The following is a 25380-nucleotide window of genomic DNA, read 5'->3' as shown; positions in this document are numbered from 1 at the left end:
GACGCTTCCTCCCTGATTACTGCACCTTGCCGACAGCGGGCCCCATCTTGCCCCTCGGGCCTCAGGCTGTCACTGGAGGAGTCTAAAGGCTGGGGAGGGCCAAGGGGCGGCGGATGAGGGGGAGCTCTCACCAAGGTTCTGTGCATACGGTGTACGACTCTGGCCCATTACGTGCCCCTCGGGCCGCCCCGAATCAGGTGCAGCCGCAGCTCACCGGACGTTCGGGAGCACCGGCCGCAGGCTGTTCCAGCGCCCGATCTCGCACCCGTTGGTCCGCTCGAACGTGGAGTCGATGCTTCGTCCCTGCCACGTTCCGGTGATCCGGGCGGTGGCCGCCCCGCCGAACTGCTGCGTGCACATCGCGTCGCGGGGCACGGGCGCGAACGGGTCCGCGCTCTCGCCCGGCAGCTGCGCCAGCCGGTCGCACGCCTGCTGCGCCACCGGGTGGCTGCCGCCCGCCGGCTCGCACTCCAGCTCGTACGTGCCGTCGGCCTCCGAGTCCCCCGACCCCGAGACGACCACGGTGAGACGCGTGTCGGCGTCGTCGTTCTGCAGCACGGGCAACGGCAACGGCAGCGGAAGAGGACCGGCCACGGCCGTTGCCGCGGGCGCGGCGGCGGACAGCGCGGCCAGTGACACGACGGCGGTGAGGGCGAGACGACGCATCATGCGGGCTCCTGTGGTCGTACGTGCCGCCGACACCGGCCGGCGACGAAGAAGAACGAAGGGCGGGCGCCCCGCCCTGACTAACGCTCCGCACGCCACGGCGTTGCGCAACCGCAGGCGCTTTGCCCTCGCGGCCGACTGCCTAGTACCGTAGGCAGCGATTGGTGACGCAGTGCTCAGCTGTGTCATCATCTGCACGCACCACCCGCGCTCGCGCGGGGTGTGCTGGAGGCGTCGCCTAGTCCGGTCTATGGCGCCGCACTGCTAATGCGGTTTGGGTCTTAAAGCCCATCGAGGGTTCAAATCCCTCCGCCTCCGCTTGATCACCGAAGCCCCGTGCCACTGGCCGGGGCTTCGGTCGTTCCTGGACCGGGACGGGTCTGGGAGGGGCCGGAACCGGGCCGATCGGGAGGTGCCTGGAACGCGTGATCTCGCAGCTCAGCAGCGGTGCGGCTAATGGATTTCGCGTCACGGCGCAGGTCATGTAATGTTGTTCTCGCAACGCCGACGGGGCAGAAAAAAGCCCGGGACGCACAAGCACTCGTAGCTTAACGGATAGAGCATCTGACTACGGATCAGAAGGTTGCAGGTTCGAATCCTGCCGAGTGCACAGCAGGCCAGAGGCCCTCAGGAGAAATCCTGAGGGCCTCTCGCGTTGTCTGCAGCAGCGAAGTACGGCGACGGATTTCAAGATCGCTGTCGAGCTGAGCCGGTCCTTGTCTTCACGGAGGCGATCACGGCGGAAACGGCGCCGGTAACGACGAGGCTCCCCACCATGACCATCCCCACGCCGACCATGTACAGGCCGCTGGAGTCGTCAGACCAGTCGTAAGCGGCGGCAGCGGTCAGGCCGGCCGTGACGCCGAGCACGGCGCCCGCGAAGTAGCGCCGGGACGCCGCCCAGTACACCGGCGCCAGCAGGGTCAGCACCAGCCCGATCACCTGCCACGCCTCGTACGGGCCGGTCTCCGAACCATCAGGGTGCACGTCACGGTGCTGGTCCCAGCCCAGCCAGGCAGCCCACATCGCCAGCGTGATCACAGCCAGCGCGAGGATTGCCATCAGCTGGGGTACGAGTTTCAGAGGTCGTTGTGCCATGGCTCAAGTGTTCCGGCTGCCCCTGGGACCGGTCAGAGTTCACGTACTCACCTCGGCTTGAGTAGTTCGGCTGCGGATCACAAGCCACCCGTGCCGCAACCGCACCGGATCGGTCGGGGACTCAACAGCTTCTCCGGAGCGATTCCTTGCCGGTGCAGCTACGGTCACGGCATGGGGGAACTGGATGTCGACCTGCGCCTGAAGCCGTGCAGGTGGTGTGATCGACCGATCAAGCAGCGCAGACGGTGGCGGCCGAAGCGGTACTGCAACCGCTGGCACCAGGTGAAGTTCGGGGTCACGTCTGTGGTCGCGCAAGTGCTGGACAGCTTCTAGCCGGCCGGTACACGGATGGATGCGACGCTTTCGTGCGGACCGGAATCCTTCAGGAGAGGTACTGAAGGACTCCGGCCTTTCGTGTGAGGGTGGTTCCGGTCGGTCAGGCCGCCGACGCGCTGACAGCCGGGGCCTCGAGGGCCCGTTCGCGCACGACCGGCCGGCGCCGGGCCGGAACGCCGAGGGTCGGGTGGGCGACGCCCCAGGCCGCGCCCTTGCAGACCAGTTCCTTGTAGATGGCGGCGAGACGGCCGGTCAGGGCCGTGCTGACGGCGCGGTCGTCGGCTGTGACGTACTGGATGAGGCCTTCCTTGCGGCCCAGCGAGATGCACTGGTTGAAGTAGCGGAGCGGGGTCTTCGGCAGCTTTGTGCCCGTCAGGCGGGCCGCGATGGCGTCGGCGGCCTGCCATGCGGTGGGGACGCCCGAGGCGCACGACATCCGTAGCGGCTTGTCGCCGGGGCCCGCCACCAGGGCCGCGTCGCCGATGGCGTACACGTCCGGGTGAGAGCGCGAGCGCATGGTGGCGTCGACCATGATCTGGCCGGTGCCGGAGACCTCCAGCGTGGTGGCCTCGGCGATCGGGTGGACCGCGAAGCCTGCCGTCCAGACGGTGACCGAGGCGGGGAGGGTGGTGCCGTCCGCGGTCGTGACGTGGTCGGGCGTCACCTCGGTGACGGCGGTGTGCTCGTGCACCGTGATGCCGAGCTTGTCGAAGACCTTCCGCAGGTGCCCGCGGCCCTTGGGGGAGAGGGTGTCGCCGAGGCCGCTCCGGGCGGCGAGGGCGATGTCGAGGTCCGGGCGGGCCTCGGCGAGTTCGGTCGCGGCCTCCAGGCCGGTGAGGCCGCCGCCGATGACGAGGACCTGCTGACCGGCGTTCAGGCCGGCGAGGCGTTCGCGCAGCCGGAGAGCGCCGGGGCGGCCGGCGATCTCGTGGGCGTGTTCGGCGGTACCGGGGACGCCCTGGCTGTTCCAGCCGCTGCCGAGGGCGTACACGAGGGTGTCGTACGGAAGTTCCTCGGTGTCGCTCTCCGCGCCGTTCGCGTCCACGACGGTGACGTGCTTGCGGTCGGCGTCGACAGCGGTCACCTTCGCGTACTTCAGTGCGACGCCGGTGCCCGCGAACATCTCGCTGAACGGCCTGGGCGTCAGCTCCTGGCCGACCGCCAGCTGGTGCATCCGGACGCGCTCGACGAAGTCGGGTTCTGCGTTGACGAGGGTGATGGCGACGTCTTCGCGACGCAGCCGCTTGGCAAGGCGGCCGGCGGCGATGGCTCCCGAGTAGCCGGCTCCGAGGACGATGATGCGGTGCTGCTGCTGCATTTCCCTGCTCCTGTCTCGCGCGGGTTCGCCCCTTGAGCCGGGCAGCCCGCCGTTTCCTGACAGGTTGAGGATGTGAGCCACGTCACAGTGGTGTCAGGAGGCGTCAGAAGGCGTTGAACAGGGGTTCTCCGTGGTCGGAGGCCGCCCAGCGCCGGGTCGCGCGTTCGAGCTTGTCGGGGTTGACCTGGTTACGGAACGCGGTGATGCCCTCGGCGGTGATCTCCAGGCACATGACGCCGATGACCTGGCCGTCGATGACCGCGAGGACGGCGGGGGTGCCGTTGGCGGTCGTGACGTAGACGTCGGGAGAGCCGCCGGCGATGTCGCGCTTGGCCTTGCTGGGCTTGAACAGGCCGCGCATGAACTTCGCGACCGCGAGGGCGCCCTCGAACGCCTTGGCACGGGCCGGGACCTTGCCGCCGCCGTCGCCGATCGCGACGGCGTCCTCGGTGAGCAGCCGTACGAGCGGCTCGGTCCGGCCGGTGGTGGCGGCCGCGAGGAACTCCTCGACGATCCGCCGGGCGGCTGCCTCGTCGATCTCGGTGCGGGGCTTGCCGTGTGCGATGTGCTTCCTGGCCCGGTGGTAGATCTGCTGGGCGGCGGCCTCGGTGATGTCGAGGATCTCGGCGATCTCCCGGTGCGGGTAGCCGAAGGCCTCCCGCAGGACGTACACCGCCCGCTCGTTGGGGGAGAGACGCTCCATGAGGGTGAGGACCGCGTACGAGACGGAGTCGCGCTGCTCCACGGTGTCGGCGGGGCCGAGCATCGGGTCTCCGGCGAGCAGCGGCTCGGGGAGCCACTGGCCCACGTACATCTCGCGCCGGGCGCGCGCCGAGGTGAGCTGGTTGAGGCACAGGTTGGTGAGGACCTTCGTCAGCCAGGCCTCGGGGACCTCGATCCGGTCCACGTCGGTGGCCTGCCAGCGCAGGAACGTGTCCTGCACGGCGTCCTCGGCCTCGCTCGCTGAGCCGAGGAGGCGGTAGGCGATGGCCTCCAGACGGGGCCTGGAGGCCTGGAACCGCTCCACGTCCTGCACGGTCAGGGGCATGGCCCGGATCCTAACGCCCGCGGTGCGCGGTCAGGTCCGGATGGCGCGGACCTCGGCCACGAGGTCCGGGGGCAGCCCAGGCCCCGCGCAGGCGTGGTCGATCAGCAGATCCCGGTAGGGAGTGTTCGTGAGTTCCGGTGCCAGGGCGGCGAGAGCCCGCAGGTCGTCGGACGAGCCGGACAGACGCGTGCGATAGGCGGCAGCCGCCACGCGCAGGGAGATCTCCTGCGGTTCGTGTCGCAGGCCCTGTTCGGCCAGTGCCGCAGCGGAGGCGAAGTCGCCCTGTTCGGCGCGTACGTCGCCGAGGTCCAGGCAGAGGGACCAGTTGCGCGGGTCCAGGGCCAGGGCGTCCTCGAAGGCCTCCGCCGCCCGGCCCAGGTCGCCCGTGGCGCGCCAGGTGTTCGCCCGCGCCACCGCGGTCCACATCACCCGCTCGCCGGCATCGGCGCGGTCGCACAGGGCGAAGGCGAGCCCGTAGCGGCCGCAGGCCCGTGGCAGCCGGGCCATGGCGGCCAGCGACTCCGGCACCGGACTGCGCCGGGAGACCCTGTCGATGGCATGGAGCCAGGGGACGAACCGCTCACGCATCGCGTCGCTGTCCAGGTCGTGGCCGTAGTCCAGGACCCGCAGGCATGCCTCGGCCAGCGCCTCGGCGCTCACCGTGTCGAGGAAACGCGCATCGCCGAACCACGGGGCAGCGCCCCACGGCACACCGGGCTTCACCCCCGTGACCGAACCCAGGGCCATCGCCGCGTTGTCCATGTCCCCTTCGAGGAACAGGAGATACGCCTGCGCGGGCACCGTGCTCAAGGAGCCGTCCCCTTCGAGACCTGCCTTCAACTCCGCCTGCCGGGCCCGTCGGAGATCGGCGAGAGCCGCGTAGGGCTCCGGGGCGGCCGGCGCGGAGGCCATGGCCCCCACCAGCAACTTCACGGCGCCTACCGGGTTTCCGCCGCAGTGCGCCATGACGCCCGCGAGAGTGACGCCCGTTGCCACCGACCGATTCGACATGGCCGGAGAATATCCACGGCCGGACTGCGTGCGGGGTCCGGGTCCCTCATGCCGCGGCCGGCGCGATGTTCTGGTTGGCGCGGAAGAAGTTGTCCGGGTCGTAGGTGTGCTTGACCGCGGCCAGTCGGTCGTAGGTGCCGCGGTAGGTGGACCGGACGCGGTCCGGGGCCTCGGCCTCGCCGAGGAAGTTGACGTAACTGCCGCCCATGGAGTGCGGGTGCAGCTCCGTCCAGTAGTCGACGCACCACTGCCGGATCGCCTCGGCGTTGGCGGGATCGGGGTCGATGCCGGCGATGACGCCGGACCACACGGCGTCCCGGTAGGCCCACGGGGTTTCTCCGGGGCCGACCCGGTGGGCCGCTCCGTCCACGGGGTACAGGTGCATCGTCGACAGGCCGGTGGGGAGGTTGCGGCCGTACTTCGCGTGGACCTCGATCGCGGCGTCCGGAATCCCGTCGAAGAAGTCGCCGCGCCAGTACCACTGCAGTCCCTTGGGGATCAGGCCGTCGAACATGGTCTGGAGGGCGGGGTAGGGCATGGGGCTGGTGAAGTGGAAGGCCGGTGGCGCCGGGTCGTTGACCGCCGAGAGCGCGTCCTCCAGCTTGCCGGCCGCCAGGTCGCCCGTGTAGCACCAGACGACGCCGCACATCTTCTGTCCGTGGATCTCCTCCGGGAACGGGGGCCCGGGGGGCACGGTCAGGAGGGCGAAGAATCCGTACACGTCGTCCGGTGCGGCGGGCAGGAAGTCGCGGTACCAGCGCAGTACCTCGGCCGTGCGGTCGACCGGCCATACGGTCACCCCCACGCCGACCGTGTCCACCGGGTGCAGCCGGTAGGTGAACGAGGTGACCACGCCGAAGTTGCCGCCGCCGCCCCGCAGGGCCCAGAACAGGTCGGGGTGGTCCGTCGCGGAGGCGGTGACGAAGGTGCCGTCCGCCAGGACGACGTCCGCAGCGAGCAGGCTGTCGACCGTGAGGCCGTGGGCGCGGGTCAGATAGCCGTGCCCGCCGCCCAGCGTGAGGCCGCCCACGCCCGTGGTCGACATGATCCCGGCCGGTACGCCGAGGCCGAAGGTGTGCGCCGCATGGTCCAGATCGCCCAGTTGGCTGCCCCCGCCCACCTGGGCGGTCCGGGCCTCGGGGTCGACGCGTGCCCAGCGCATGGGGGACAGGTCGAGGGTCAGTCCGCCGTCGGCCAGGCACAGTCCCGGTCCGCTGTGTCCGCCGCCGCGTACGGCCAGGTCGAGCCCCGTGTCCTGGGCGAAGGCGAGGGTGGTGCGCACATCCGCCACGTCCGTGCACCGGGCGATCGCAGCGGGGCGCCGGTCGATCATGGCGTTGTAGATGCTGCGGCTCTCGTCGTAGTCGGCATCCCCCGGCGCGACGACAGGTCCCCTCAAGGCGGTACGCAGACTGTCGAGAGCAGTGCCGTCGATGTTGGTCATGGTCGAACACCTCTGAAGGTTCCTGGTTTCGAGCCCACCACCCCTCCAGTGTGACGCAGATCACATTGAAGGGCGATGTGTGGGAGCATGGCGGGTTCGTATCCGTCGGTGTCCGCCGGTATCCGCCGGTGTCTGTCGGTATTCACGTCCGGGAGTCCGGGAGTTCACGCATGGAGTGGCAGTGCACCGGCCTTCGCTGGCCCGAGGGGGCCGACGGGCCCGTGCTCGGGTGGCGGAAGGGCCCGCAGGTGCGGGGGAGCGCTCTGGCGTACGGGAACGAGCTCGGGTTCCGGGCCTCGGGGAAGCGGACCTGTACCGGGGCGCGCGGAAACGCCTGTCCGGTGGCGGCCCCGGTGCCGGAGCGGAGCACGGGCGCGCGCTGTGCGGAGTGCGGGCGGCTGGACCGGGCGCACTCGGTGGCCGCCGACACGATTCCCGACGATCCGCGCACGTACCGCGTGTATCTCGCCTGGTTCGGGGCCGGGCTGGTGAAGGTCGGGATCACCGCCGAGGAGCGGGGCGCGGCCCGGCTGCGGGAGCAGGGGGCGGTGGTCTTCAGCTGGCTGGGGCGGGGGCCGTTGATGGCGGCGCGGCGGGCCGAGGAAGTGCTGCGGGTCGCGCTCGGAGTGCCGGACCGGATTCCGTACGCGCGCAAGCGGGCGGTGCGCGGGGAGCTTCCGGGACCGGCGGAGCGGGCCGGTGAGGTGGCGGATCTGTACGGGCGGGCGGTGGCGCTCGACGGGGGAGGCCGGCCCGAGGTGCTGGAGCGGCTGCCGTTCGAGGCCGTCGACCATGCGGAACTCTTCGGGATCGGCGGGCCGGGCGCCGCGGTGGACGACGGGGCGTTCGCGGTGGGTGGCCGGGTGGTGCGTGCGGTGACCGGGCTTGTGGACGGTGGTGTGGTCGCGGGGCGGCTGGTCGCGGCGGCCGGGCCGGATCTGCATCTGGACACGGGGGCGGACGGGGTCGTCGTCGTGGACACCCGGCTGATGACCGGCTGGGACCTGACAGCGGCCGGTTCGGGCACCGGTGTGAGCGTGCCGACGGTCGTCGCGGGGGGCGGCGCTTCGCAGGGCGGGCTGTTCTGACATCGTCGGAGGCAGTCGAAGGAGGAGCGCCTGATGAGTGACGATCGCGACGACGTGGTGCGGTTCCGGGAGCGGCTCGGACTGCCCGGAATCATCGACGTACACACGCACTTCATGCCGGAACAGGTGCTGCGCAAGGTCTGGGCCTACTTCGACTCGGTCGGTCCGCTGACCGGGATGGAGTGGCCGATCGCCTACCGCCATGACGAGGACGAACGGCTCGCGCTGCTGCGCTCGTTCGGCGTGCTCCGGTTCACCTCGATGCTCTACCCGCACAAGGCCGGCATGGCGCCCTGGCTGAACGGCTGGGCGGCCGACTTCGCCGGCCGGGTGCCCGACTGTCTGCACACCGCGACCTTCTTCCCGGAGGAGGGCGTCGAGAAGTACGTGGCGGAGGCCGTCGAGGCCGGGGCGCGGGTCTTCAAGTCGCACATCCAGGTCGGGGCCTACGACCCCAACGACCCGCTGCTGGAGCCCGTCTGGGGGCTGCTCGCCGAGGCCGGCGTCCCGGTGGTCATCCACTGCGGCTCCGGGCCCGCGCCCGGCAGGTACACGGGGCCGGAACCCATCGGCCGGCTCCTCGCCCGGCACCCCCGGCTGCGGCTGATCGTGGCGCACATGGGGATGCCGGAGTACACGGAGTTCCTGGCGCTCGCGGAGACGTACCGGGAGGTGCGGCTCGACACGACGATGACCTTCACGGACTTCACGGAGGACTTCATCCCCTTCCCCGTGGCGGAGCGCGGGCGGCTCGCGGCGCTCGGGGACCGGATCCTGCTGGGGACGGACTTCCCGAACATTCCGTATCCGTACGCCCACCAGCTGCACGCCCTGGAGCGGCTGGGGCTCGGGGACGACTGGCTGCGGGCGGTCTGCCACGACAACGCGGACGCCCTCTTCGCCTGAGGGAGCGCGGGCCCGGCCGTCCCGTGCGCTTTCTCAGGGAATTCACAGAATCGGGAAAGAACTCTCTCAGGGGCGTCTCAGAGGGTTGAGGCATGACGATGACGACCTCGCCCCAGGGGCGTACCGAAATGCTCAGGCCGGACCGTACCCCCGTCCGGATCCTGGTCGTGGACGACGAGGCCCCGCTGGCCGAGCTGCTCTCCATGGCGCTTCGCTACGAGGGCTGGGAGGTCCGCAGCGCGGGCGACGGTGCCGGCGCCCTGCGTACGGCCCGGGACTTCCGGCCCGACGCGGTGATCCTCGACGTGATGCTGCCCGACACGGACGGGCTCGCCGTGCTCGGCCGGCTGCGCCGGGAGCTCTCCGAGGTGCCCGTGCTCTTCCTGACCGCCCGGGACTCCGTGGAGGACCGGATCGCCGGGCTCACGGCAGGCGGCGACGACTACGTCACCAAGCCGTTCAGCCTGGAGGAGGTCGTCGCCCGGCTGCGCGGGCTGATCCGTCGCTCCGGCACGGCGGCGGTACGCAGCGAGTCGACGCTCGTCGTCGGCGACCTGATGCTGGACGAGGACAGTCACGAGGTGAGCCGCGGCGGCGCCAACATCCACCTCACCGCGACCGAGTTCGAGCTGCTGCGGTTCCTGATGCGCAATCCGCGCCGGGTGCTGAGCAAGGCGCAGATCCTGGACCGGGTCTGGAACTACGACTTCGGCGGTCAGGCCAACGTCGTCGAGCTCTACATCTCGTACCTGCGCAAGAAGATCGACGCGGGCCGCACACCGATGATCCACACCCGGCGCGGGGCGGGATACCTCATCAAGCCCGGTGAGTAGCCGCGTGAAACGGCTGACGAAGGGGCCGTGGACACTGCGGACCCGGCTCGCCGTCTCCTCCGTGATGCTGATCGCGGTCGTCGCGGCCGTGATCGGCACGGTCACCGCCATCGCCTTCCACACCTACATGTACGGGAAGCTCGACGGCCAGCTGCGCGAACTCACCATGAGAGCCGACCGGATGCCGGGTGCGCCCGCGCCCGGCGGGCCCAAGGACAAGAATCCCCTCGGCTTCATCGGCATGGGCGGCGGCCAGCCCCTCAAGACGTTCGGCGCGCTCACCGTGGACGGAGACGTCACCGATTCGGCGGTCGCCAAGGCGGGCGACGGCGAGGTCTCGGAGAACACCGAGGCGCTGACCGGTGCGCAGGCGGACGCGCTGGAGGCGGCCCACGTCCCCGCGGACGGTGAGGCGCATGACGTCGAGCTGCCCGGACTGGGCGGCTACCGGGTGCAGGCCACGGCCCCCGCGAGCGACGGCACGACCGTCCTGGTCGGCGTCCCGACCTCGGAGGTGAGCGGCGCCCTCAGCACCCTGATCCTCGTCGAGGTCTGCGTCACCGGCGCCGGACTCATCGCCGCCGGGATCGCGGGCGCCGCCATGGTCACGGTCGCCCTGCGGCCGCTGCGCCGGGTCGCCGCCACCGCGACGCGCGTCTCCGAACTCCCGCTGCACAGCGGCGAGGTCGCCCTGCTCGAACGGGTCCCGGACGCCGAGGCCGACCCGCGCACCGAGGTCGGCCAGGTCGGCGCGGCGCTCAACCGGATGCTGGGACACGTCGGTTCGGCCCTGGACGCGCGGCAGAAGAGCGAGATGCGGGTACGCCAGTTCGTCGCGGACGCCAGCCACGAGCTGCGCACCCCGCTCGCCTCGATCCGCGGGTACGCCGAACTCACCCGGCGCGGCCGGGAGAACACCGGCCCCGACACCCGCCACGCACTGGGACGGATCGAGTCCGAGGCGCAGCGCATGACGGGCATGGTGGAGGATCTGCTGCTGCTCGCCCGGCTGGACGCGGGCCGGCCGCTCAGTTACGAGAGCACCGATCTCTCCCCGCTCGTCATAGACGCGGTGAGTGACGCACGCGTCGCGGGCCGGCCGGCCTCCACGGACGGGTCCGGGCCCGCCCATCACTGGCGGCTGGAACTCCCCGAGGTGCCCGCGACCGTATGCGCCGACCCGACCAGGATCCAGCAGGTGCTGGTCAACCTGCTGGCCAACGCCCGTACGCACACCCCGCCCGGCACCACGGTCACGGCCCGGGTGCTCGCGGAGGCCGGACATCCCTGGGTGACGCTGGAGGTCCGGGACAACGGGCCCGGCATCCCCCCGGAGCTGCTGCCGCACGTCTTCGAACGGTTCGCGCGCGGGGACGCCTCGCGGTCCCGGCACGCCGGTTCGACGGGGCTCGGGCTCGCCATCGTGCAGGCCGTCGTCGTCGCGCACGGCGGCGTCGTCGAGGTGCGTTCGGTGCCCGGCGACACGGTGTTCGCCGTTCATCTGCCGGCGGACCCCGGGCACCCGGGAGAAGCGTACGAAAGCGGTCCTTCCTACTCACAGCAGGACCACAGGCGCACCACACGGGTGTGACAGCGCGGTTGGCGAGTGTCGATGTCATGCGAACCGACACTCCTTGGAGCACCTTGCCGGCCCGGGACCACCTCCTGGCCGGCGCGGGCGATGCGGCAGGTGCCCCCGTACTCGATGTGGTGGTACCCGTCTACAACGAGGAAAAGGATCTGGAGCCGTGTGTGCTGCGGCTGCACGACCATCTGGCGCGCACCTTCCCCTACGCCTTCCGGATCACCGTCGCGGACAACGCGAGCACCGACCGGACCCCCGAGGTGGCGCAACGGCTCGCGCGGACGCTTCCCGGCGTGCGGTCGTACCGGCTGGAGGAGAAGGGCCGGGGGCGGGCGCTGCGTACCGTCTGGTCGCACTCGGACGCCCCGGTCCTCGCCTACATGGACGTGGACCTGTCCACCGACCTCAACGCGCTGCTCCCGCTGGTCGCGCCGCTGATCTCCGGGCATTCGGACCTGGCCATCGGCTCGCGGCTCGCGCGCAGTTCGCGGGTGGTGCGGGGGACGAAGCGGGAGTTCATCTCGCGGGCCTACAACATCATCCTGCGCTCGTCGCTGGCCGCCCGGTTCAGCGACGCCCAGTGCGGGTTCAAGGCGATCCGGCGGGAGGTCGCGCAGCGGCTGCTGCCGATGGTCGAGGACACCGGCTGGTTCTTCGACACCGAGATGCTGGTGCTCGCCGAGCGGGCCGGGCTGCGCATCCATGAGGTGCCGGTCGACTGGGTCGACGACCCGGACTCGACGGTCCACATCGTGCGGACCGCCACCGAGGACCTGAAGGGCGTGTGGCGGGTGGGGCGGGCGCTGGCCGTCGGTGCGCTGCCGCTGGACCGGCTCGCGCGGCCCTTCGGCGACGACCCGCGCGACCGGGGGATCGGCGGGGTGCCGGGCGGACTGGCCCGGCAGCTGGTCGGGTTCTGCGTCGTGGGAGCCCTCTCGACGCTCTTCTACCTGGTCCTGTACTCGCTCTTCCGCCAGGGCGTCGGCCCGCAGATCGCCAACGGCGGCGCGCTGCTGGTGTCCGCCGTCGCCAATACGGCGGCCAACCGGAGGCTCACCTTCGGGGTACGCGGCCGGGGCAGCGCCGTACGCCATCAGGCGCAGGGCCTCGTGGTCTTCGCCATCGGCCTGGCGCTGACCAGCGGTTCGCTGGCCGCACTCGGGGCGGCTTCGGGTTCGCCCTCGCACGGCACCGAACTCGCCGTGCTGATCGCGGCCAATCTCGCGGCGACGGTGCTGCGGTTCCTGCTCTTCCGCGCCTGGGTCTTCCCGGACCGCGACCGGGGCGGTGACACGGCCCGCCGCGCGGACGCCCAGGCGGCCGGCCGGGCCGCCGCACCGGCCGACGACACCCACCACGAACTGAGGAACGTCCGATGACCACGCTCGACCACCTCCCGGCCCCGCCCCAGGGCGCGGCCGGCCACGCACGGCCCGGCCCCTCACTGCCGCACCGCGTGTGGCGCGGCCGGCCCGAGGACCCCAGCTGGGCGCGCCCGGCCTTCCTCGCCATGCTGCTGGTCATCACGCTGGCCTACCTGTGGAACCTCAGCGCCTCCGGCTACGCCAACTCCTTCTACTCCGCCGCCGTTCAGGCCGGCAGCCAGAGCTGGAAGGCGTTCTTCTTCGGTTCGCTGGACTCGGCGAACGCCATCACCGTCGACAAGCCCCCGGCCACCTTGTGGCCGATGGCGCTGTCGGTGCGGATCTTCGGCCTGCACTCCTGGGCGATCCTGGCCCCGCAGGTACTGATGGCCGCGGCGACGGCAGGGGTGCTCCACGCCTCCGTACGCCGCCGGTTCAGCGCCGCCGCCGGGCTGATCACCATGGCGGTGTTCGCGCTCACGCCCGTCGCCGCGCTGATGTTCCGGTTCAACAACCCGGACGCGCTGCTCGCGCTGCTGATGACCGTCACCGTCTACTGCGTGCTGCGCGCGATGGAGAACGGCCGCACCAAGTGGCTGGTCTGGGCGGGCGTCGCCGTCGGTCTGGCGTTTCTGTCCAAGACCCTCCAGGCGTTCCTGATCCTCCCGCCGCTCGCGGTGCTGTACGCGGTGTTCGCACCGGTCTCCGTACGCAAGCGGTTCGGCCAGCTTGGCCTTTCGGCCCTGGCGATGATCGTTGCCGGCGGCTGGTGGGTGGCGGTCGTCGAACTGTGGCCCGCCTCCTCGCGCCCGTACATCGGCGGCTCGCAGAACAACTCCTTCCTGGAGCTGACCTTCGGCTACAACGGGCTCGGCCGGATCAACGGCGAGGAGACCGGCAGTGTCGGTGGCGGCGGGGGCGGTGGAGCCGGCGGTCAGTGGGGCGAGACCGGCATCGGCCGGATGTTCAACTCCGAGATCGGCAGCCAGATCTCCTGGCTGCTGCCCGCCGCGCTGATCCTGCTGGTCGCGGGCATCTGGCTGACCTGGCGGGCGAAGAGGACGGACACGGCTCGGGCGGCCTTCCTCGCCTGGGGCAGCTCGCTGCTGATGACCGCGGCCGTGTTCAGCTTCATGGCCGGCATCTTCCACCAGTACTACACGGTGGCCCTGGCCCCCTACCTCGCGGCGCTGATCGGCATGGGCGCCACGGTCCTGTGGGAGGAACGCTCCCACTGGTGGGCGGGTGCCACGCTCGGTGTCACGGTGGCCGTGACGGCCTACTGGTCGTACGTGCTGCTGGGGCGGACCCCGGACTACCAGCCGTGGCTGCGGCCGACCGTGCTCGTCGCCGGGATCGTCGGCGCGCTGGGCCTGCTGCTCGCGTCCCGGCTGGGGCGTCAACTGGCGCTCGCCGCAGTGGGTCTCGGCTTCGCGGCCTCACTGGCCGGGCCGACCGCGTACACCGTGAGCACGCTGAACACCGGGCACCAGGGCTCGATCGTCACCGCGGGCCCGTCCTCCGGCGGGATGGGCGGCGGCGGTGGTGGCGGTCGCGGTGGCCCCGGTGGTCCCGGTGGTGGCGGTGGCATGCAGCCGCCCGGACAGGGCAACCAGCAGGGCAATCAGCAAGGCAACCAGCAGGGCGGCGGCATGGGCCGGCCTCCGACCGGTGGCCAGGGCGGGCAGCCCCCGACCGGCAGCCGGCAGGGTCAGGGCGGTACCGGCACGGCGCAGCAGGGACAGCAGCCCGGAGCCATGCCCGGCATGGGCGAAGGCACCCGTGGCGGCGGTGGCGGCGGTATGGGTGGTCTGCTCAACGGCGCTACCGTCGATGCCGCGGCGAAGAAGCTCCTGGCGGCGAACGCGGACGACTTCACCTGGGCCGCCGCGGCCATCGGCTCGCAGAACGCCGCCAGTTACCAGCTCGCCACCGGCGACCCGGTGATGGCGATCGGCGGCTTCAACGGAAGCGACCCGTCCCCGACGCTCTCCCAGTTCAAGAAGTACGTCGAGGACGGCCGGATCCACTACTTCATCTCCAGCGGCACGGGCGGCGGAGGCGGCATGGGCGGCAGCAGCGGCACCTCGTCGCAGATCTCCACCTGGGTGGAGAAGAGCTTCAAGAAGGTCACCGTCGGCAGCGCGACCTTCTACGACCTGACGCAGCCGGCGAGCAGCTGAGGCCGGGAGCAGGACTCAGGAAGTTCAGCGTCGCAGCAACAGGTCCGTGACAACAGGGCGGTGGTCCGAGGCGAGCGTCTCGGCTACCGCCGCGTCGCGTACCCGCACGGTGTCCTTCGAGACCGCCACGTAGTCGATCCGCTGCACCGGGTTCAGCGCCGGATAGGTGGGGCCGCCGGGCTCCACATCGGTGAGCGTCTCCCACAGCGGGGCCAGCTCGGGAGCCGCCGGGGCCGCGTTGAAGTCGCCGAGCAGGATCTGGTGCACCGGCCGCCGCTCCGACTTCTGGTCCTCCGCCATGATCCGGCGGGTGTCGGCCACCTGGGCGATGCGGACGGACGGGTCGCCGCGGTAGTCGAGGTGCGTCGCGTACACGTGCACGGGCACCCCCTTCACCCGCAGCACCACCTCGCCGAAGCCGGGTGCGGGCGCCGGGACCGGGTTCGGGTCCTGGGTGGAGAGCCGGGTGATGTCGTGGTTCTCCGCGCTCACGATCCGGTACCGGGACAGCACCGCGACACCGAACTCGCGTCTGGGGGCCCCCGCCGTCACCGGATCGAGGCTGTAGATCGGGGCGAACGACACCTGCATGCCCAGCCGTTCGGCCAGCTCGGCCGCCAGGTCCCGGTTCTGACTGCGGTCGCCCCAGTGGACGTCGACCTCCTGGAGCCCGATCACGTCCGCGTCCAGCGAGCGGAGCTCGGCCACCTGCCGGTCGAGATCGAAGACGTTGTCCATGCCGGCCCCCGCATGGATGTTGTACGTGGCAACGCGAAGGGGCACCAGCTGCCCCGGACCGTGCCCCGCGGCTGCTGCGGGAGAGGCGAGAGCCGTTCCCAACAGGCCTGCGGCCACCATGACTTCCACCGTACGACGACGCAGTGACATGCCACTCCAGCCCTTGTCGGATCAGTGATCGGCACCGTATCGCGGGAAAGTCGGTTGTACGTGGCCCTGCACGGCTATACGGTGTACAGCGTGTTCCTGTACACCGTATAAGACGCGTTCCCGTCCCCGTACAAGTCCTGACCCAACGCCCCGGGAGTCCGCATGACGGCGACCGCCGCCGAGCAGAACCACCTCTCACCATCGAGCCACCCGCAGCGCTGGCTGATCCTCGGCGTCATCTGCCTCGCCCAGCTCACCGTGCTGCTCGACAACACCGTCCTCAACGTCGCGATCCCCTCCCTCACCCGGGAGCTGGACGCCTCCACCGCCGATGTGCAGTGGATGATCAACGCCTACTCGCTCGTGCAGTCGGGACTGCTGCTGACCGCCGGCAGCTCCGCCGACCGCTACGGCCGCAAGAAGATGCTGATCGCCGGTCTCGCCCTGTTCGGCATCGGCTCGCTGGTGGCCGGGCTCGCCCAGTCGTCCGCGCAACTGATCGCCGCACGGGCCGGCATGGGCATAGGCGGGGCGCTGCTGATGACGACGACGCTCGCCGTCGTCGTCCAGATCTTCGACGAGACCGAACGGGTGAAGGCGATCGGCATCTGGTCGACCGTCAGCTCACTCGGCTTCGCCGTCGGGCCGCTGATCGGCGGGGTCATGCTCGACCACTTCTGGTGGGGTGCGATCTTCCTGATCAACATCCCGGTCGCCGTGATCGGCCTGGTGGCCGTGGCGCGGCTGGTCCCCGAGTCGAAGAACCCGAGCGGGGAGCGCCCCGACCTGCTCGGCGCGCTGCTCTCCACCATCGGGATGGCGGCGGTCGTGTACGCGATCATCTCCGGCCCCGGACACGGCTGGACCTCCGGCCAGGTGCTGCTGACCGCCTTCGTCGGGGTCGCCGTCCTCACCGGATTCGTGCTGTGGGAGCTGCACATCCCGTATCCGATGCTGGACATGCACTTCTTCCGGAACCAGAAGTTCATCGGCGCGGTCGCGGGCGCGATCCTGGTCGCGTTCGGGATGGGCGGCTCGCTGTTCCTGCTCACCCAGCAGCTCCAGTTCGTGCTCGGGTACGGGCCGTTGGAAGCGGGCCTGCGTACGGCCCCGCTCGCCCTGAGCGTCGTCGCGCTCAACCTCACCGGGCTGGGCGCACGGCTGGTGCCGAAGCTCGGTACGCCCGTCACCATCGCCACCGGCATGGGGCTGCTCGCCGCAGGTCTGGCCGCGATCGCCCTGCTGGGCGGGGACGGCTACGGCGGGACGCTGTTCGGTCTGCTCGTGATGGGCGCGGGCATCGCGCTCGCCATGCCCGCCATGGCCAACGCGATCATGAGCGCCATCCCGCCCGAGAAGGCCGGCGTCGGCGCCGGGGTCAACGGCACGCTCGCCGAATTCGGCAACGGCCTCGGGGTCGCGGTGCTCGGCGCCGTCCTGAACTCCCGGTTCGCCGCACTCGTTCCGTCGGCCGTCGGCGCGGCCTCGCTGCCCGCCGCCCTGGCCGCCGCGAGCGGTGACGGGGAACGGCAGCGGATCACGGACGCGTTCTCCTCCGGACTGGAGACCAGCATGCTGGTGGGGGCGGTGGCCGTGCTGGCCGGTGGACTGCTGGCCGCAGTGCTGCTGCGCCGGGCGGAGCGAGGAGAATCGGCTCGGGCTGACTCGGCCGCGGCAGCGGCATAGCATCAGGCGGGACGTACCGGACCGTACGGCTCCGTTTTTGGGGCACGGGGTACGTATCCGGTTCGTCCTGCCGGCAAGACGAGGGAGTGCGCCATGGTGTCCGCGGCCGATCGCGCGAAGGACCCTGCCCGGACCAGCGTGTGGCTCAACCACCGGCCACCGTCGCGCACCCGGAAACCCGACCAGCCCGCAGGACTCGACCGTGACCGGATCACCGCCGCGACGGTCCGGCTGCTGGACGCCGAGGGCCTCGCGAAGTTCTCCATGCGCCGGCTCGCCGCCGACCTGAAGGTCACGGCGATGTCCCTCTACTGGTACGTCGACACCAAGGACGACCTGCTGGAGCTGGCCCTCGACTCGGTCTACAGCGAGATCGACCCGCCGCAGGAGGACGCGCCCTGGGAGACCCGGCTGCGTGCGCTGGCGAGGGCCTACCGGGCCCTGCTGGTCCGGCACGTCTGGGTCTCCCCGCTCGTCGGGAAGTTCCTCAACGTGGGACCGCACGCGATGCTCATGTCGTACGCCATCCAGGACGTGGTCCGTGCGACCGGCCTGCCGCCGTCGCAGCAGACCGGCGCGCTCTCCGCGGTCTTCCAGTTCGTGTACGGATTCGGCACCGTCGAGGGCCAGTTCGCCCAGCGCAGCGCCGAGGCGGGGCTCACCCAGGACGAGTACTTCCAGCAGGCGATGGTGGCCATCCAGGGCCAGCCGCAGCTGGGCCCGATCGTGGAGAACTCGCAGGACCTCATGGCGGCGCGGGGCGCCGACACCGTCCACGAAATGCACGAGCGGGACTTCGCGTTCGCACTCGACCTGCTGATCGCGGGGATCGACGCGATGCGTGAGTGGGAGCTGTCCCCCGGCGAGGAGACCCGGCCCCGTCAGTAACCGCGGGCCGTGTCCACGGCGAGTGCGGGGATCCGGCCCGCCGTCAGCTCCCGCAGGCAGGCCGCGAAGTCCGTGACGACGTCGTCGTCCGCCGTGATGCCCGCGGAGTGCGAGGTGATCACCGTACGGGGCAGCCGCCAGCAGGGGTCGCCGGGCGCGGCCGGCTCGTCGGGCAGCACATCGAGCACCGCCCGTCCCACCGTCCCCGCGTGCAGCGCCGCCTCCAGCGCCCCCAGGTCCACGGTCGCGCCGCGGCCCACGTTGACGAAGGTGGCCCCGCCCATGGCCGCGAACCGGTCCGCCCCGAAGTACCCGGCCGTCGCCCCGGTCAGCGGAAGCGCGGCCACCACCCAGCGGGCGGCCACCGGCTCGTCCGAGCGGGCCATCGCGTCGAAGCCCGGCAACACCTCGCGTGGCGTCCGGGCCACGCCCACCGTCCGGATGCCGCACGACCGCAGCAGCCCGGCAACAGCCGAGCCGATCCGGCCGGTGCCGTGCACCACAGCGGTCTGCCCGGCCACGAGTTCCGAGGGGATCCGGCGCCACTCACCCCGGGCGTGCTGCGCGGCGAACTCCGGAACCGACTGGCACTCCGCCAGCACCCAGGCCAGCACGTACTGGGCGATCCGCTCGCCCATCCGGCCCACCGTCCGGGTGAGCAGCGCCCCTGCGGGCCACGGCCCGGCGCCCAGCAGGGCGTCCGTACCGGCGTTCACGCTGTGGAACCACAACAGACCGTCCCCGCGCAGCGCCTCGGGCAGCGCGGCCCCCACATACGCGTAGGGACCGCCGTCGGCGGGGCCGCCGCGCTCCACGGGGCGGCCGGCGGCCCGCTCCAGGGCCTTGGCCACGGCATCGCCGACCTCGGGCCCGGCCAGCAGCCGGGCCCGGGTGAGCAGTTCGGGCAGCGGGAGCGTCACAGCGGTCAGCTGCCCGGGGCCAGGTGGGCGGGGAAGCCGCCGGTGGCGATCGGCCCCCACCGCTCGGGGGTGATACGGATGATCGACTTGCCCTGCTTCACCATCGCCGCCCGGTACTCGTCCCAGTCGGGGTGCTCCCCCGAGATGTTCCGGAAGTACTCGACGAGCGGCTCGACCGAATCCGGTGAGTCGATCACCTCGGCCGAGCCGTCGATCTGGACCCAGGGCCCGTTCCACTCGTCCGACAGGACGATGAGGCTCACCCGCTCGTCCCGCTTCGCGTTGCGGGTCTTGGCCCGTTCGGGATACGTCGAGACGACGATCCGGCCCGCGTCGTCGACGCCGCAGGTGAGCGGGGAGCCCTGGGGGCGGCCGTCGGACCGGGTGGTCAGCAGGATCGCCCGGTGCCGGGGCCGTACGAAGGCCAGCAAGTCGTCGAGTTCCACGGCGGTGTTGGTCGCGATGTTCGATGCCATGGAACCGACCTTACGACCGTGCGGTCAGGCGGTCGGCAGGGAATCGCCCTGCACGGCCTGGATGTCGAGCTCCACCCGCAGCGTCGTACCGATCGCCGAGATGCCCGCCTGGACCACCTGGTTGTAGTTCATGGCGAAGTCCTCACGGCGCAGCTCGGCCGTGGCGCTGAACGCCGCGCGGACGCCGCCCCACGGGTCCGGGCCGGTGCCGAGGTAGCTCAGGTCCAGGTCGACCGGACGCTCCACGCCGTGCAGCGACAGCTCGCCGTGCACGGTCCAGCGGTCGGGTCCGGCCGGAGTCAGCCCGCTGGAGCGGTAGGTGATCTCCGGGAACCGCTCGGTGTCCAGGAAGTCCGGCGAGCGCAGGTGCTTGTCCCGCATGCCGTTGCCGGTGTCGATGCTCGCCGCGTTGATGACCGCGTCCACCCGGGAGCGCTGGATGTCCTCGGCGATCTCGATCCGGCCGCCGAAATCGGTGAACCGGCCGTGCACGCTGGAGATCCCCAGGTGCTGCGCGACCGCGCCCACCGAGGAGTGCGCCGGATCCAGCGACCAGGCGCCCGGCGGCGGCAGCTCCACGCCGCCCTGGCGGGCCAGCACCACCGTGCCGGCCTCGACCCGGCCGCTCGCCGTGACGAGGGCGGTGGAGGCGGCGGGGGCGTACCCGACCGCTGTCACGATCACGGTGTACGCGCCGGCGGACAGCGGGGCGTCGGTGCGCACCGTCCCGTCCTCGTCGGCGGCGGCCCGCAGCACCTGCGTACCGGTCATGTCGGTGACCGTCACGACCGCGTGCTGGACGGCCCAGCCGTCCCGCGTGCGTACCTGTGCGCGAAGTCCCATCCCGTTTTCTCTCCTTGCTCAATGCCCCGCCCCCTCAAGGAACGGGTCACTCAATGAGTCGGGCCCCGGGGCGGGGACGGCAGGCCGTCCCCTGCCTGCCGTCCCCACCGCCGGGGCCCATTTTCCGCCGGCCGGGACAGACTCTCCGCTCGAAGTGCCGTCCCGCCAGGGGTCTTGCGTCCGGGTTTCCCCGGATCGGTTACGCGCCCGGGTGGGCGAGCTCGATGTCGTGGCCGTCGACCCCGCGACCGGCCACGGTCAGGGCGCCGGCCACCGGCGGGTAACCGGTCGCGATGACCGAGTACTCGCCCGCGTCCAGGTCGGCGAAGGCGTACGCCCCGTCCTCCCCGGTCGTCGAGGTGGCGATCACGTTGCCGGCCGCGTCGACCAGCGTGACGCGCGCGTCGGGCAGCGGCTGCCGGCCGGAACCGGCCCGCACCACACCCTGGACCAGCGCACCGGACTGCAGTGCGGCGTCGACCCGGGTGACACCCTGGCCGCCGATCTCCACGGGCAGCGCCATGGGACGGAAGCCGGCCGCGTTGACCGCGACGGTCACCGCACCCGGGACCAGCTCACCGAAGGTGAACTCGCCCGCATCGCCGGACTTGCCGGTGGCCAGTACGTCGCCGCGCACATCGGTCACGATGACCATGGCGCCCTCGACGGGCGTACCGCCCTCGGCGGCCCGCACGGTTCCGGCCAGGCCGCTCGTACCGGCGAGCAGGATGTCGTACGTGAGCGGCTCGTCGCCGACGACCACGGTCGACGCCTGCGGCTGGAAGCCGTCGGCCGACGCGATCAGCACGTACGAGCCGGTGCCCGGGGCGTCCAGACCGTAGCTGCCGTCGGCCTGCGCGACCGAGATGCCCAGCTGCCGGCCGCCCAGCGAGATCAGCGTGACGGCGGCCCGGCCGACGGGTGCGCCCTCGGCGCCGCGCACCACACCGCGGACCGCGGTGCCCTGCACGGTCGCCACCGGAGCGTCCACCAGGGTGTCGACGGCGGTGACGCCGGCGGCTCCCTCGGAGACCAGGGCGCCCGTACCGGACGGGACCTCGGCGAGCGCCGCGGCCTCGACCGGAGCGTCGTTGGCGGCCCTCGTCTTCAGCGCGACCTCCTTGATGAAGATCGTGATCAGGAAGGCGATCAGCGCCGCCGGGGCGGCGTACAGGAAGACGTCACCGACGCCGTGTCCGTAGGCGCTCTCCACGACCGTACGGATCGGCGCGGGCAGCGCGTCCAGGTCGGGGATGCCCCCGCCGCCGGTGCCCATGGACGCGCCCTGGGGACCGAGGTCCGTCAGGCCGTCCTTGACGTAGTGGGTGACCCGGTTCGCCATGACGGCGCCCAGTGCCGAGACGCCGATCGCGCCACCGAGCGAACGGAAGAACGTGACGACGGAGCTGGCCGAACCGAGGTCGGCGGGGTCGACCTGGTTCTGGGTGGCGAGCACCAGGTTCTGCATCATCATGCCGATGCCGAGACCCATCACGAACATGAAGATCGCGATGTGCCAGTACTCGGTGTCGTACCGGATGGTGCCGAGCATGCCGAGTCCGGCCGTGATCAGGAATCCGCCGCTGACCAGCCAGGCCTTCCAGCGGCCCGTCTTGGTGATGATCTGGCCCGAGAGGGTCGAGGAGAGGAAGAGACCCGCGATCATCGGGATCGTCATCACACCGGACATCGTCGGCGACTTGCCGCGCGCCAGCTGGAAGTACTGGCTGAAGAAGACGGTTCCCGCGAACATCGAGACACCGACGAACAGCGAGGCGAGCGAGGCGAGCGTGATGGTCCGGTTGCGGAACAGCCGCAGCGGGATGATCGGCTCACTGGCCCTGGACTCGGTGAAGACGAAGAGCAGGGTGAGGACCAGGGCGCCCGCGAGCATCGCACCGGTCTGCCAGGACATCCAGTCGTACTTGTCGCCCGCGAAGGTGACCCACAGGAGCAGCAGCGAGACGGCGGCGCTGATGAAGAAGGCGCCGGTCCAGTCGACCTTGACCTCGCGCTTGACGACCGGGAGCTTCAGGGTCTTCTGGAGCACGACGAGGGCGATGGCCGCGAACGGCACACCGACGTAGAAGCACCAGCGCCAGCCCATCCAGCTGGTGTCGGTGATGACACCGCCGAGCAGCGGGCCGCCGACGGTGGCGACGGCGAAGACCGCGCCGAGGTAGCCGCTGTAGCGACCGCGCTCGCGCGGGGCGATCATCGCGGCCATCACGATCTGGGCGAGGGCGGAGAGACCGCCGACGCCGATGCCCTGCACCACACGGCAGGCGATCAGCATGCCGCTGCTGGTCGCCATACCGGCGACGACCGAACCGGCGACGTAGATGACGAGTGCTATCTGGACCAGCAGCTTCTTGCTGAACAGGTCGGAGAGCTTGCCCCACAGGGGGGTGGTCGCCGTCATGGCCAGCAGCGAGGCCGTGACGACCCAGGTGTAGGCGCTCTGGCCGCCGCCGAGGTCGGAGATGATCTCCGGCAGGGCGTTGGTGACGACGGTGGACGACAGAATCGCGACGAACATGCCGAGCATCAGCCCGGTGAGCGCTTCCATGATCTGCCGGTGTGTCATCGGCGTGCCGTCGGAGGAGTCGTTCCCTCCGTGCTTGGCGTGGCCGCCCCGCACACCGGTTGGTGTGGTCGTAGCCATTTAATTCCTTCTCTTTGCTTCTGTTACACGGGTGTACGGGTGTACGAGCCGTCGTGGCTGTCGGTGTGCCGGTAGCGGCAGTCCCCGCTGTGCTTTCCGGGGGCGCACCCGCCGGAGCCGCGACAGGAGAAGCTGTCGCGCAGCCGGGCCAACAACGTGTTGAGCTGTCCGACCTCTTCGTCGGACCAATCCTGAAGGTTGTGGGCGAACATTTCGGTCGTCCGGCAGTTCAGATCGTCGAGCACGCCCTCGCCCGCGGGGGTCAGCCGCAGGATGCGGGAGCGCTTGTCCGCCGGGTCCGGGGACCGTTCGATCCAGCCGCGTTCCGCCACGTGAGCGACGTGTCGGCTGGTCACCGACATGTCGACAGAGAGGAGTTCGGCCAGTCTGCTGATCCGCATTTCACCGTGCTGACTCAGCAGGGCCAGTACGGCCGCCGAGCCGGCGGGGCATTCAGCCGGGAGGATGCGGGCCAGGCCCCGTTTGACGGCGCCGACGGCGCTGAGCTGCCGGGCCAGTTCCTGGTACTGACTCCGTGCGGCCACGGGACCCCCAGACATCTCACCGACCATCTTGTTGCTTAGGGCAACCATAGAAGCCGTTGGTTGCTGCAGGCAAACGAAAAGGGCCTTGCAGAAGTAAAGGAACGCAAAAGGCTGCGTAGGGTGCGGGTCAAACGCCCAGCGTGTGCGGTGTGCGAGTGGCAGGTGTGTCGTGCGCCACTTCAGGAGGCGGGGGTGGCGGTCGCCTCGGGACCGCACCGGGGCGGTTCTCCCGTACGTGACGGCTTCGGGCGGTGCTGACGGCCGCCCTTCGCGCATATATACGAGTGGGTGCGGGTGCGGCGGACGGCGCGGTACTCAACTGGGCGGTCGGGGGAGGGGGTTGGCCTCTCTCCGCGGTGACGGGCGCCGTTCGGGGTGTGGCGGCCGGGGCGGCTCGGCCACTCCTCCTTCACCGGTTCCCCGGTTATGGCCCCGCCCCTTCACTGCCCGGGGGTTGGGCCCGTCGGCCGAGTTCGCTAGGGTCCTGCGACATGGCACACAATCCCCACGCTCCGCAGGGTCCCGAGGGCAACAGCGACCCGGCAGGCAACACCCAGATGTTCCGCGCCTTCGTCGACGAGGGTGAGCCGCAGCGCCGGCAGCAGCCGGCCGCCGTGTCGTCCGGCCCGAGGACCGGACTGATCGCCGCCGTCGTCGCGGTGATCGTCGTGCTCGGCGCGGTCGCCTGGCTCGCGCTCGGCTGACCGGCCCTTCGGACCGTCCCGGTCCCCCGTCACTTCCAGACGGCGGTCACGTCCCGGGTCTCGACATGCATGCCCAGGGGCACCCGCCAGGCGTCCACGCAGACGGTGTACGTCATCTTCCGCGCCGCTCCCGCGCCGATCGGCACGGGCAGCGGCGCTGTCGATTCCCGGGTCGCCCAGTCGATCCCCAGCCCGCCGATGATGTGCGTGGCGAAGGTGACGGTGCCCGAACGCGCCGGCGAACCGCCCGTATTGCGGAACTCCACGGTCACCTTCTCGCACCACCGCTTGTCCGTCGCCGCGCGCACGGGGGCGCCGACCTCCAGCACGGCGGCCCCGGCGGGAGCGGTGGAGCCGGGCGAGGGCGGGGGCGGGGAGTCGGCGGGGCCGGTGGAGCCTGTGGAGCCGCCTGCCGAACCGGAGCCGGAGCCGGAGCCGCTTGAGGGTGCGCCGCCCGTCGTTCCGGTGGAGCCGGACGCTCCCGAGGTCTGTGCCGGGCCGCGGGACGCGCCGGGCCGCGCGGTGTCCGGGCCGGAGCCATCGGAGCCGCCCGCGTTCCCCGTACCGTCGGCGCCCGTGCCGTCCGTCGCGTCCGAGGACCCCGGGGAGGGTGAGGCGCCGGAGCGGTCCTTGCCGCCCCCGCCTCCGTCCCCGGCGCCGTCCAGCGGCACCAGCGTGACCTTCCCCGAGGGCGCCACCGCCCCCGAGGGTGCCTTCCCGGGCCCTGCCGCGGCCGCCCCGACCGCCGTGTAGCCGTCGTCGCCGCCCATCTGGTCGCCGCAGCCTGCCAGTGCCCCGCCCAGACACAGCACGGCCGCCGAGGCGGCGATCGCTGTGCCCCGGCGGCCGGGCCGGCCGAATGTCTGACGTCGCATCGCGACAGTG

Annotated in this window: 22 protein-coding genes and 2 tRNA genes; 11 read left to right on the top strand and 13 right to left on the bottom strand. The window is 71.3% G+C overall.

Features of this window, described 5'->3' with window-relative positions:
- Positions 1 to 210: 210 nt before the first annotated feature.
- Entirely contained in the window at positions 211 to 669 is a 459-nt protein-coding gene (locus tag OG912_RS16115) for an SSI family serine proteinase inhibitor (RefSeq protein WP_327709931.1), read from the bottom strand.
- A 224-nt stretch (positions 670 to 893) separates the two neighbouring features.
- On the opposite strand from OG912_RS16115, the gene OG912_RS16110 reads away from it, so the two are divergent.
- Positions 894 to 984: transfer RNA gene (locus OG912_RS16110), tRNA-Ser, on the top strand.
- 219 nt (positions 985 to 1203) lie between these two features.
- Positions 1204 to 1276: transfer RNA gene (locus OG912_RS16105), tRNA-Arg, on the top strand.
- Positions 1277 to 1353: 77 nt separating this feature from the next.
- Here the strand turns inward: OG912_RS16105 and OG912_RS16100 are convergent.
- The 5 genes from OG912_RS16100 to OG912_RS16080 form a co-directional block, all read right to left on the bottom strand.
- Positions 1354 to 1764, bottom strand: coding sequence for a hypothetical protein (locus tag OG912_RS16100; RefSeq protein ID WP_327709930.1), 411 nt, complete (start codon positions 1762 to 1764; stop codon positions 1354 to 1356).
- A 436-nt stretch (positions 1765 to 2200) separates the two neighbouring features.
- Positions 2201 to 3418, bottom strand: a complete 1218-nt coding sequence (locus OG912_RS16095) for an NAD(P)/FAD-dependent oxidoreductase (protein ID WP_327709929.1) — start codon at positions 3416 to 3418, stop codon at positions 2201 to 2203.
- 103 nt (positions 3419 to 3521) lie between these two features.
- Complete coding sequence (locus OG912_RS16090) at positions 3522 to 4466, bottom strand: RNA polymerase sigma-70 factor (protein ID WP_327709927.1); 945 nt, start codon at positions 4464 to 4466, stop codon at positions 3522 to 3524.
- Between the two features lie 30 nt (positions 4467 to 4496).
- The gene (locus OG912_RS16085; protein WP_327709926.1) at positions 4497 to 5477 is read right to left on the bottom strand and encodes a tetratricopeptide repeat protein; all 981 of its coding nucleotides are present in this window, start codon (positions 5475 to 5477) and stop codon (positions 4497 to 4499) included.
- Positions 5478 to 5523: 46 nt separating this feature from the next.
- Positions 5524 to 6921 (bottom strand): FAD-binding oxidoreductase, encoded by a 1398-nt coding sequence (locus tag OG912_RS16080; RefSeq protein WP_327709925.1) that lies wholly within the window; start codon positions 6919 to 6921, stop codon positions 5524 to 5526.
- Between the two features lie 170 nt (positions 6922 to 7091).
- On the opposite strand from OG912_RS16080, the gene OG912_RS16075 reads away from it, so the two are divergent.
- From OG912_RS16075 to OG912_RS16050, 6 genes are all read left to right on the top strand, one after another.
- On the top strand, positions 7092 to 8009 hold the full coding sequence (locus OG912_RS16075) for a DUF2797 domain-containing protein (RefSeq protein WP_327709924.1): 918 nt from the start codon (positions 7092 to 7094) through the stop codon (positions 8007 to 8009).
- 33 nt (positions 8010 to 8042) lie between these two features.
- On the top strand, positions 8043 to 8915 hold the full coding sequence (locus OG912_RS16070; protein ID WP_326737507.1) for an amidohydrolase family protein: 873 nt from the start codon (positions 8043 to 8045) through the stop codon (positions 8913 to 8915).
- A gap of 92 nt (positions 8916 to 9007) precedes the next feature.
- Entirely contained in the window at positions 9008 to 9748 is a 741-nt protein-coding gene (locus OG912_RS16065; protein ID WP_327709923.1) for a response regulator transcription factor, read from the top strand.
- Between the two features lie 64 nt (positions 9749 to 9812).
- Positions 9813 to 11339 carry a HAMP domain-containing sensor histidine kinase gene (locus OG912_RS16060; protein ID WP_327713451.1) on the top strand — a complete coding sequence of 509 codons (1527 nt, stop codon included), beginning with the start codon at positions 9813 to 9815 and terminating at the stop codon, positions 11337 to 11339.
- Positions 11340 to 11365: 26 nt separating this feature from the next.
- Entirely contained in the window at positions 11366 to 12712 is a 1347-nt protein-coding gene (locus tag OG912_RS16055) for a bifunctional glycosyltransferase family 2/GtrA family protein (RefSeq protein WP_327709922.1), read from the top strand.
- Complete coding sequence (locus tag OG912_RS16050; protein WP_327709921.1) at positions 12709 to 14880, top strand: glycosyltransferase family 39 protein; 2172 nt, start codon at positions 12709 to 12711, stop codon at positions 14878 to 14880. Before OG912_RS16055 ends, OG912_RS16050 begins: the two co-directional genes overlap by 4 nt.
- 24 nt (positions 14881 to 14904) lie before the next feature.
- Here the strand turns inward: OG912_RS16050 and OG912_RS16045 are convergent, their stop codons facing one another.
- Positions 14905 to 15768, bottom strand: coding sequence for an endonuclease/exonuclease/phosphatase family protein (locus OG912_RS16045; protein WP_327709920.1), 864 nt, complete (start codon positions 15766 to 15768; stop codon positions 14905 to 14907).
- A 162-nt stretch (positions 15769 to 15930) separates the two neighbouring features.
- Between OG912_RS16045 and OG912_RS16040 the strand changes: the two genes are divergently transcribed.
- Positions 15931 to 17454, top strand: coding sequence for an MFS transporter (locus OG912_RS16040; protein WP_327709919.1), 1524 nt, complete (start codon positions 15931 to 15933; stop codon positions 17452 to 17454).
- 93 nt (positions 17455 to 17547) lie between these two features.
- Entirely contained in the window at positions 17548 to 18342 is a 795-nt protein-coding gene (locus OG912_RS16035; protein ID WP_327709918.1) for a TetR/AcrR family transcriptional regulator, read from the top strand.
- On the opposite strand, the gene OG912_RS16030 is transcribed toward OG912_RS16035, so the two are convergent.
- The 5 genes from OG912_RS16030 to OG912_RS16010 all read right to left on the bottom strand — a co-directional run bounded on the left by OG912_RS16030 (position 18336) and on the right by OG912_RS16010 (position 23791).
- The gene (locus tag OG912_RS16030) at positions 18336 to 19262 is read right to left on the bottom strand and encodes an NAD(P)-dependent oxidoreductase (protein ID WP_327709917.1); all 927 of its coding nucleotides are present in this window, start codon (positions 19260 to 19262) and stop codon (positions 18336 to 18338) included. The two genes, OG912_RS16035 and OG912_RS16030, sit on opposite strands and share 7 nt — an antisense overlap.
- Before the next feature lie 5 nt (positions 19263 to 19267).
- Positions 19268 to 19738 carry a PPOX class F420-dependent oxidoreductase gene (locus OG912_RS16025; protein WP_327709916.1) on the bottom strand — a complete coding sequence of 157 codons (471 nt, stop codon included), beginning with the start codon at positions 19736 to 19738 and terminating at the stop codon, positions 19268 to 19270.
- A 24-nt stretch (positions 19739 to 19762) separates the two neighbouring features.
- On the bottom strand, positions 19763 to 20581 hold the full coding sequence (locus tag OG912_RS16020; RefSeq protein ID WP_326737516.1) for a YceI family protein: 819 nt from the start codon (positions 20579 to 20581) through the stop codon (positions 19763 to 19765).
- Positions 20582 to 20780: 199 nt separating this feature from the next.
- Positions 20781 to 23246, bottom strand: a complete 2466-nt coding sequence (locus OG912_RS16015) for an MFS transporter (RefSeq protein WP_326737517.1) — start codon at positions 23244 to 23246, stop codon at positions 20781 to 20783.
- A gap of 23 nt (positions 23247 to 23269) precedes the next feature.
- A complete protein-coding gene (locus tag OG912_RS16010; RefSeq protein ID WP_327709915.1) occupies positions 23270 to 23791 on the bottom strand; it encodes a MarR family winged helix-turn-helix transcriptional regulator in 522 nt (173 codons plus the stop codon).
- Positions 23792 to 24282: 491 nt separating this feature from the next.
- Between OG912_RS16010 and OG912_RS16005 the strand changes: the two genes are divergently transcribed.
- Positions 24283 to 24495, top strand: coding sequence for a hypothetical protein (locus tag OG912_RS16005; protein ID WP_326737519.1), 213 nt, complete (start codon positions 24283 to 24285; stop codon positions 24493 to 24495).
- 29 nt (positions 24496 to 24524) lie between these two features.
- Here the strand turns inward: OG912_RS16005 and OG912_RS16000 are convergent, their stop codons facing one another.
- Complete coding sequence (locus tag OG912_RS16000; RefSeq protein ID WP_327709914.1) at positions 24525 to 25370, bottom strand: hypothetical protein; 846 nt, start codon at positions 25368 to 25370, stop codon at positions 24525 to 24527.
- Positions 25371 to 25380: the final 10 nt, after the last annotated feature.

Source organism: Streptomyces sp. NBC_00464 (genome assembly GCF_036013915.1).
Lineage (GTDB): Bacteria > Actinomycetota > Actinomycetes > Streptomycetales > Streptomycetaceae > Streptomyces.
Note: the sequence above shows the minus strand (reverse complement) of the source record. Positions and strands in the feature narration are given on the sequence as shown.

What these genes read in the sequence shown, in the direction of transcription:
- OG912_RS16070 (WP_326737507.1), top strand. Translation starts at nt 8,043, where the DNA reads ATGAGTGACGATCGCGACGACGTGGTGCGGTTCCGGGAGCGGCTCGGA.
- OG912_RS16055 (WP_327709922.1), top strand. Translation starts at nt 11,366, where the DNA reads ATGCGAACCGACACTCCTTGGAGCACCTTGCCGGCCCGGGACCACCTC.
- OG912_RS16025 (WP_327709916.1), bottom strand. Translation starts at nt 19,738, where the DNA reads ATGGCATCGAACATCGCGACCAACACCGCCGTGGAACTCGACGACTTG.
- OG912_RS16005 (WP_326737519.1), top strand. Translation starts at nt 24,283, where the DNA reads ATGGCACACAATCCCCACGCTCCGCAGGGTCCCGAGGGCAACAGCGAC.
- OG912_RS16040 (WP_327709919.1), top strand. Translation starts at nt 15,931, where the DNA reads ATGACGGCGACCGCCGCCGAGCAGAACCACCTCTCACCATCGAGCCAC.
- OG912_RS16045 (WP_327709920.1), bottom strand. Translation starts at nt 15,768, where the DNA reads ATGTCACTGCGTCGTCGTACGGTGGAAGTCATGGTGGCCGCAGGCCTG.
- OG912_RS16090 (WP_327709927.1), bottom strand. Translation starts at nt 4,466, where the DNA reads ATGCCCCTGACCGTGCAGGACGTGGAGCGGTTCCAGGCCTCCAGGCCC.
- OG912_RS16115 (WP_327709931.1), bottom strand. Translation starts at nt 669, where the DNA reads ATGATGCGTCGTCTCGCCCTCACCGCCGTCGTGTCACTGGCCGCGCTG.
- OG912_RS16035 (WP_327709918.1), top strand. Translation starts at nt 17,548, where the DNA reads ATGGTGTCCGCGGCCGATCGCGCGAAGGACCCTGCCCGGACCAGCGTG.
- OG912_RS16095 (WP_327709929.1), bottom strand. Translation starts at nt 3,418, where the DNA reads ATGCAGCAGCAGCACCGCATCATCGTCCTCGGAGCCGGCTACTCGGGA.
- OG912_RS16085 (WP_327709926.1), bottom strand. Translation starts at nt 5,477, where the DNA reads ATGTCGAATCGGTCGGTGGCAACGGGCGTCACTCTCGCGGGCGTCATG.
- OG912_RS16075 (WP_327709924.1), top strand. Translation starts at nt 7,092, where the DNA reads ATGGAGTGGCAGTGCACCGGCCTTCGCTGGCCCGAGGGGGCCGACGGG.
- OG912_RS16080 (WP_327709925.1), bottom strand. Translation starts at nt 6,921, where the DNA reads ATGACCAACATCGACGGCACTGCTCTCGACAGTCTGCGTACCGCCTTG.
- OG912_RS16000 (WP_327709914.1), bottom strand. Translation starts at nt 25,370, where the DNA reads ATGCGACGTCAGACATTCGGCCGGCCCGGCCGCCGGGGCACAGCGATC.
- OG912_RS16015 (WP_326737517.1), bottom strand. Translation starts at nt 23,246, where the DNA reads ATGGCTACGACCACACCAACCGGTGTGCGGGGCGGCCACGCCAAGCAC.
- OG912_RS16050 (WP_327709921.1), top strand. Translation starts at nt 12,709, where the DNA reads ATGACCACGCTCGACCACCTCCCGGCCCCGCCCCAGGGCGCGGCCGGC.
- OG912_RS16060 (WP_327713451.1), top strand. Translation starts at nt 9,813, where the DNA reads ATGCTGATCGCGGTCGTCGCGGCCGTGATCGGCACGGTCACCGCCATC.
- OG912_RS16100 (WP_327709930.1), bottom strand. Translation starts at nt 1,764, where the DNA reads ATGGCACAACGACCTCTGAAACTCGTACCCCAGCTGATGGCAATCCTC.
- OG912_RS16065 (WP_327709923.1), top strand. Translation starts at nt 9,008, where the DNA reads ATGACGATGACGACCTCGCCCCAGGGGCGTACCGAAATGCTCAGGCCG.
- OG912_RS16020 (WP_326737516.1), bottom strand. Translation starts at nt 20,581, where the DNA reads ATGGGACTTCGCGCACAGGTACGCACGCGGGACGGCTGGGCCGTCCAG.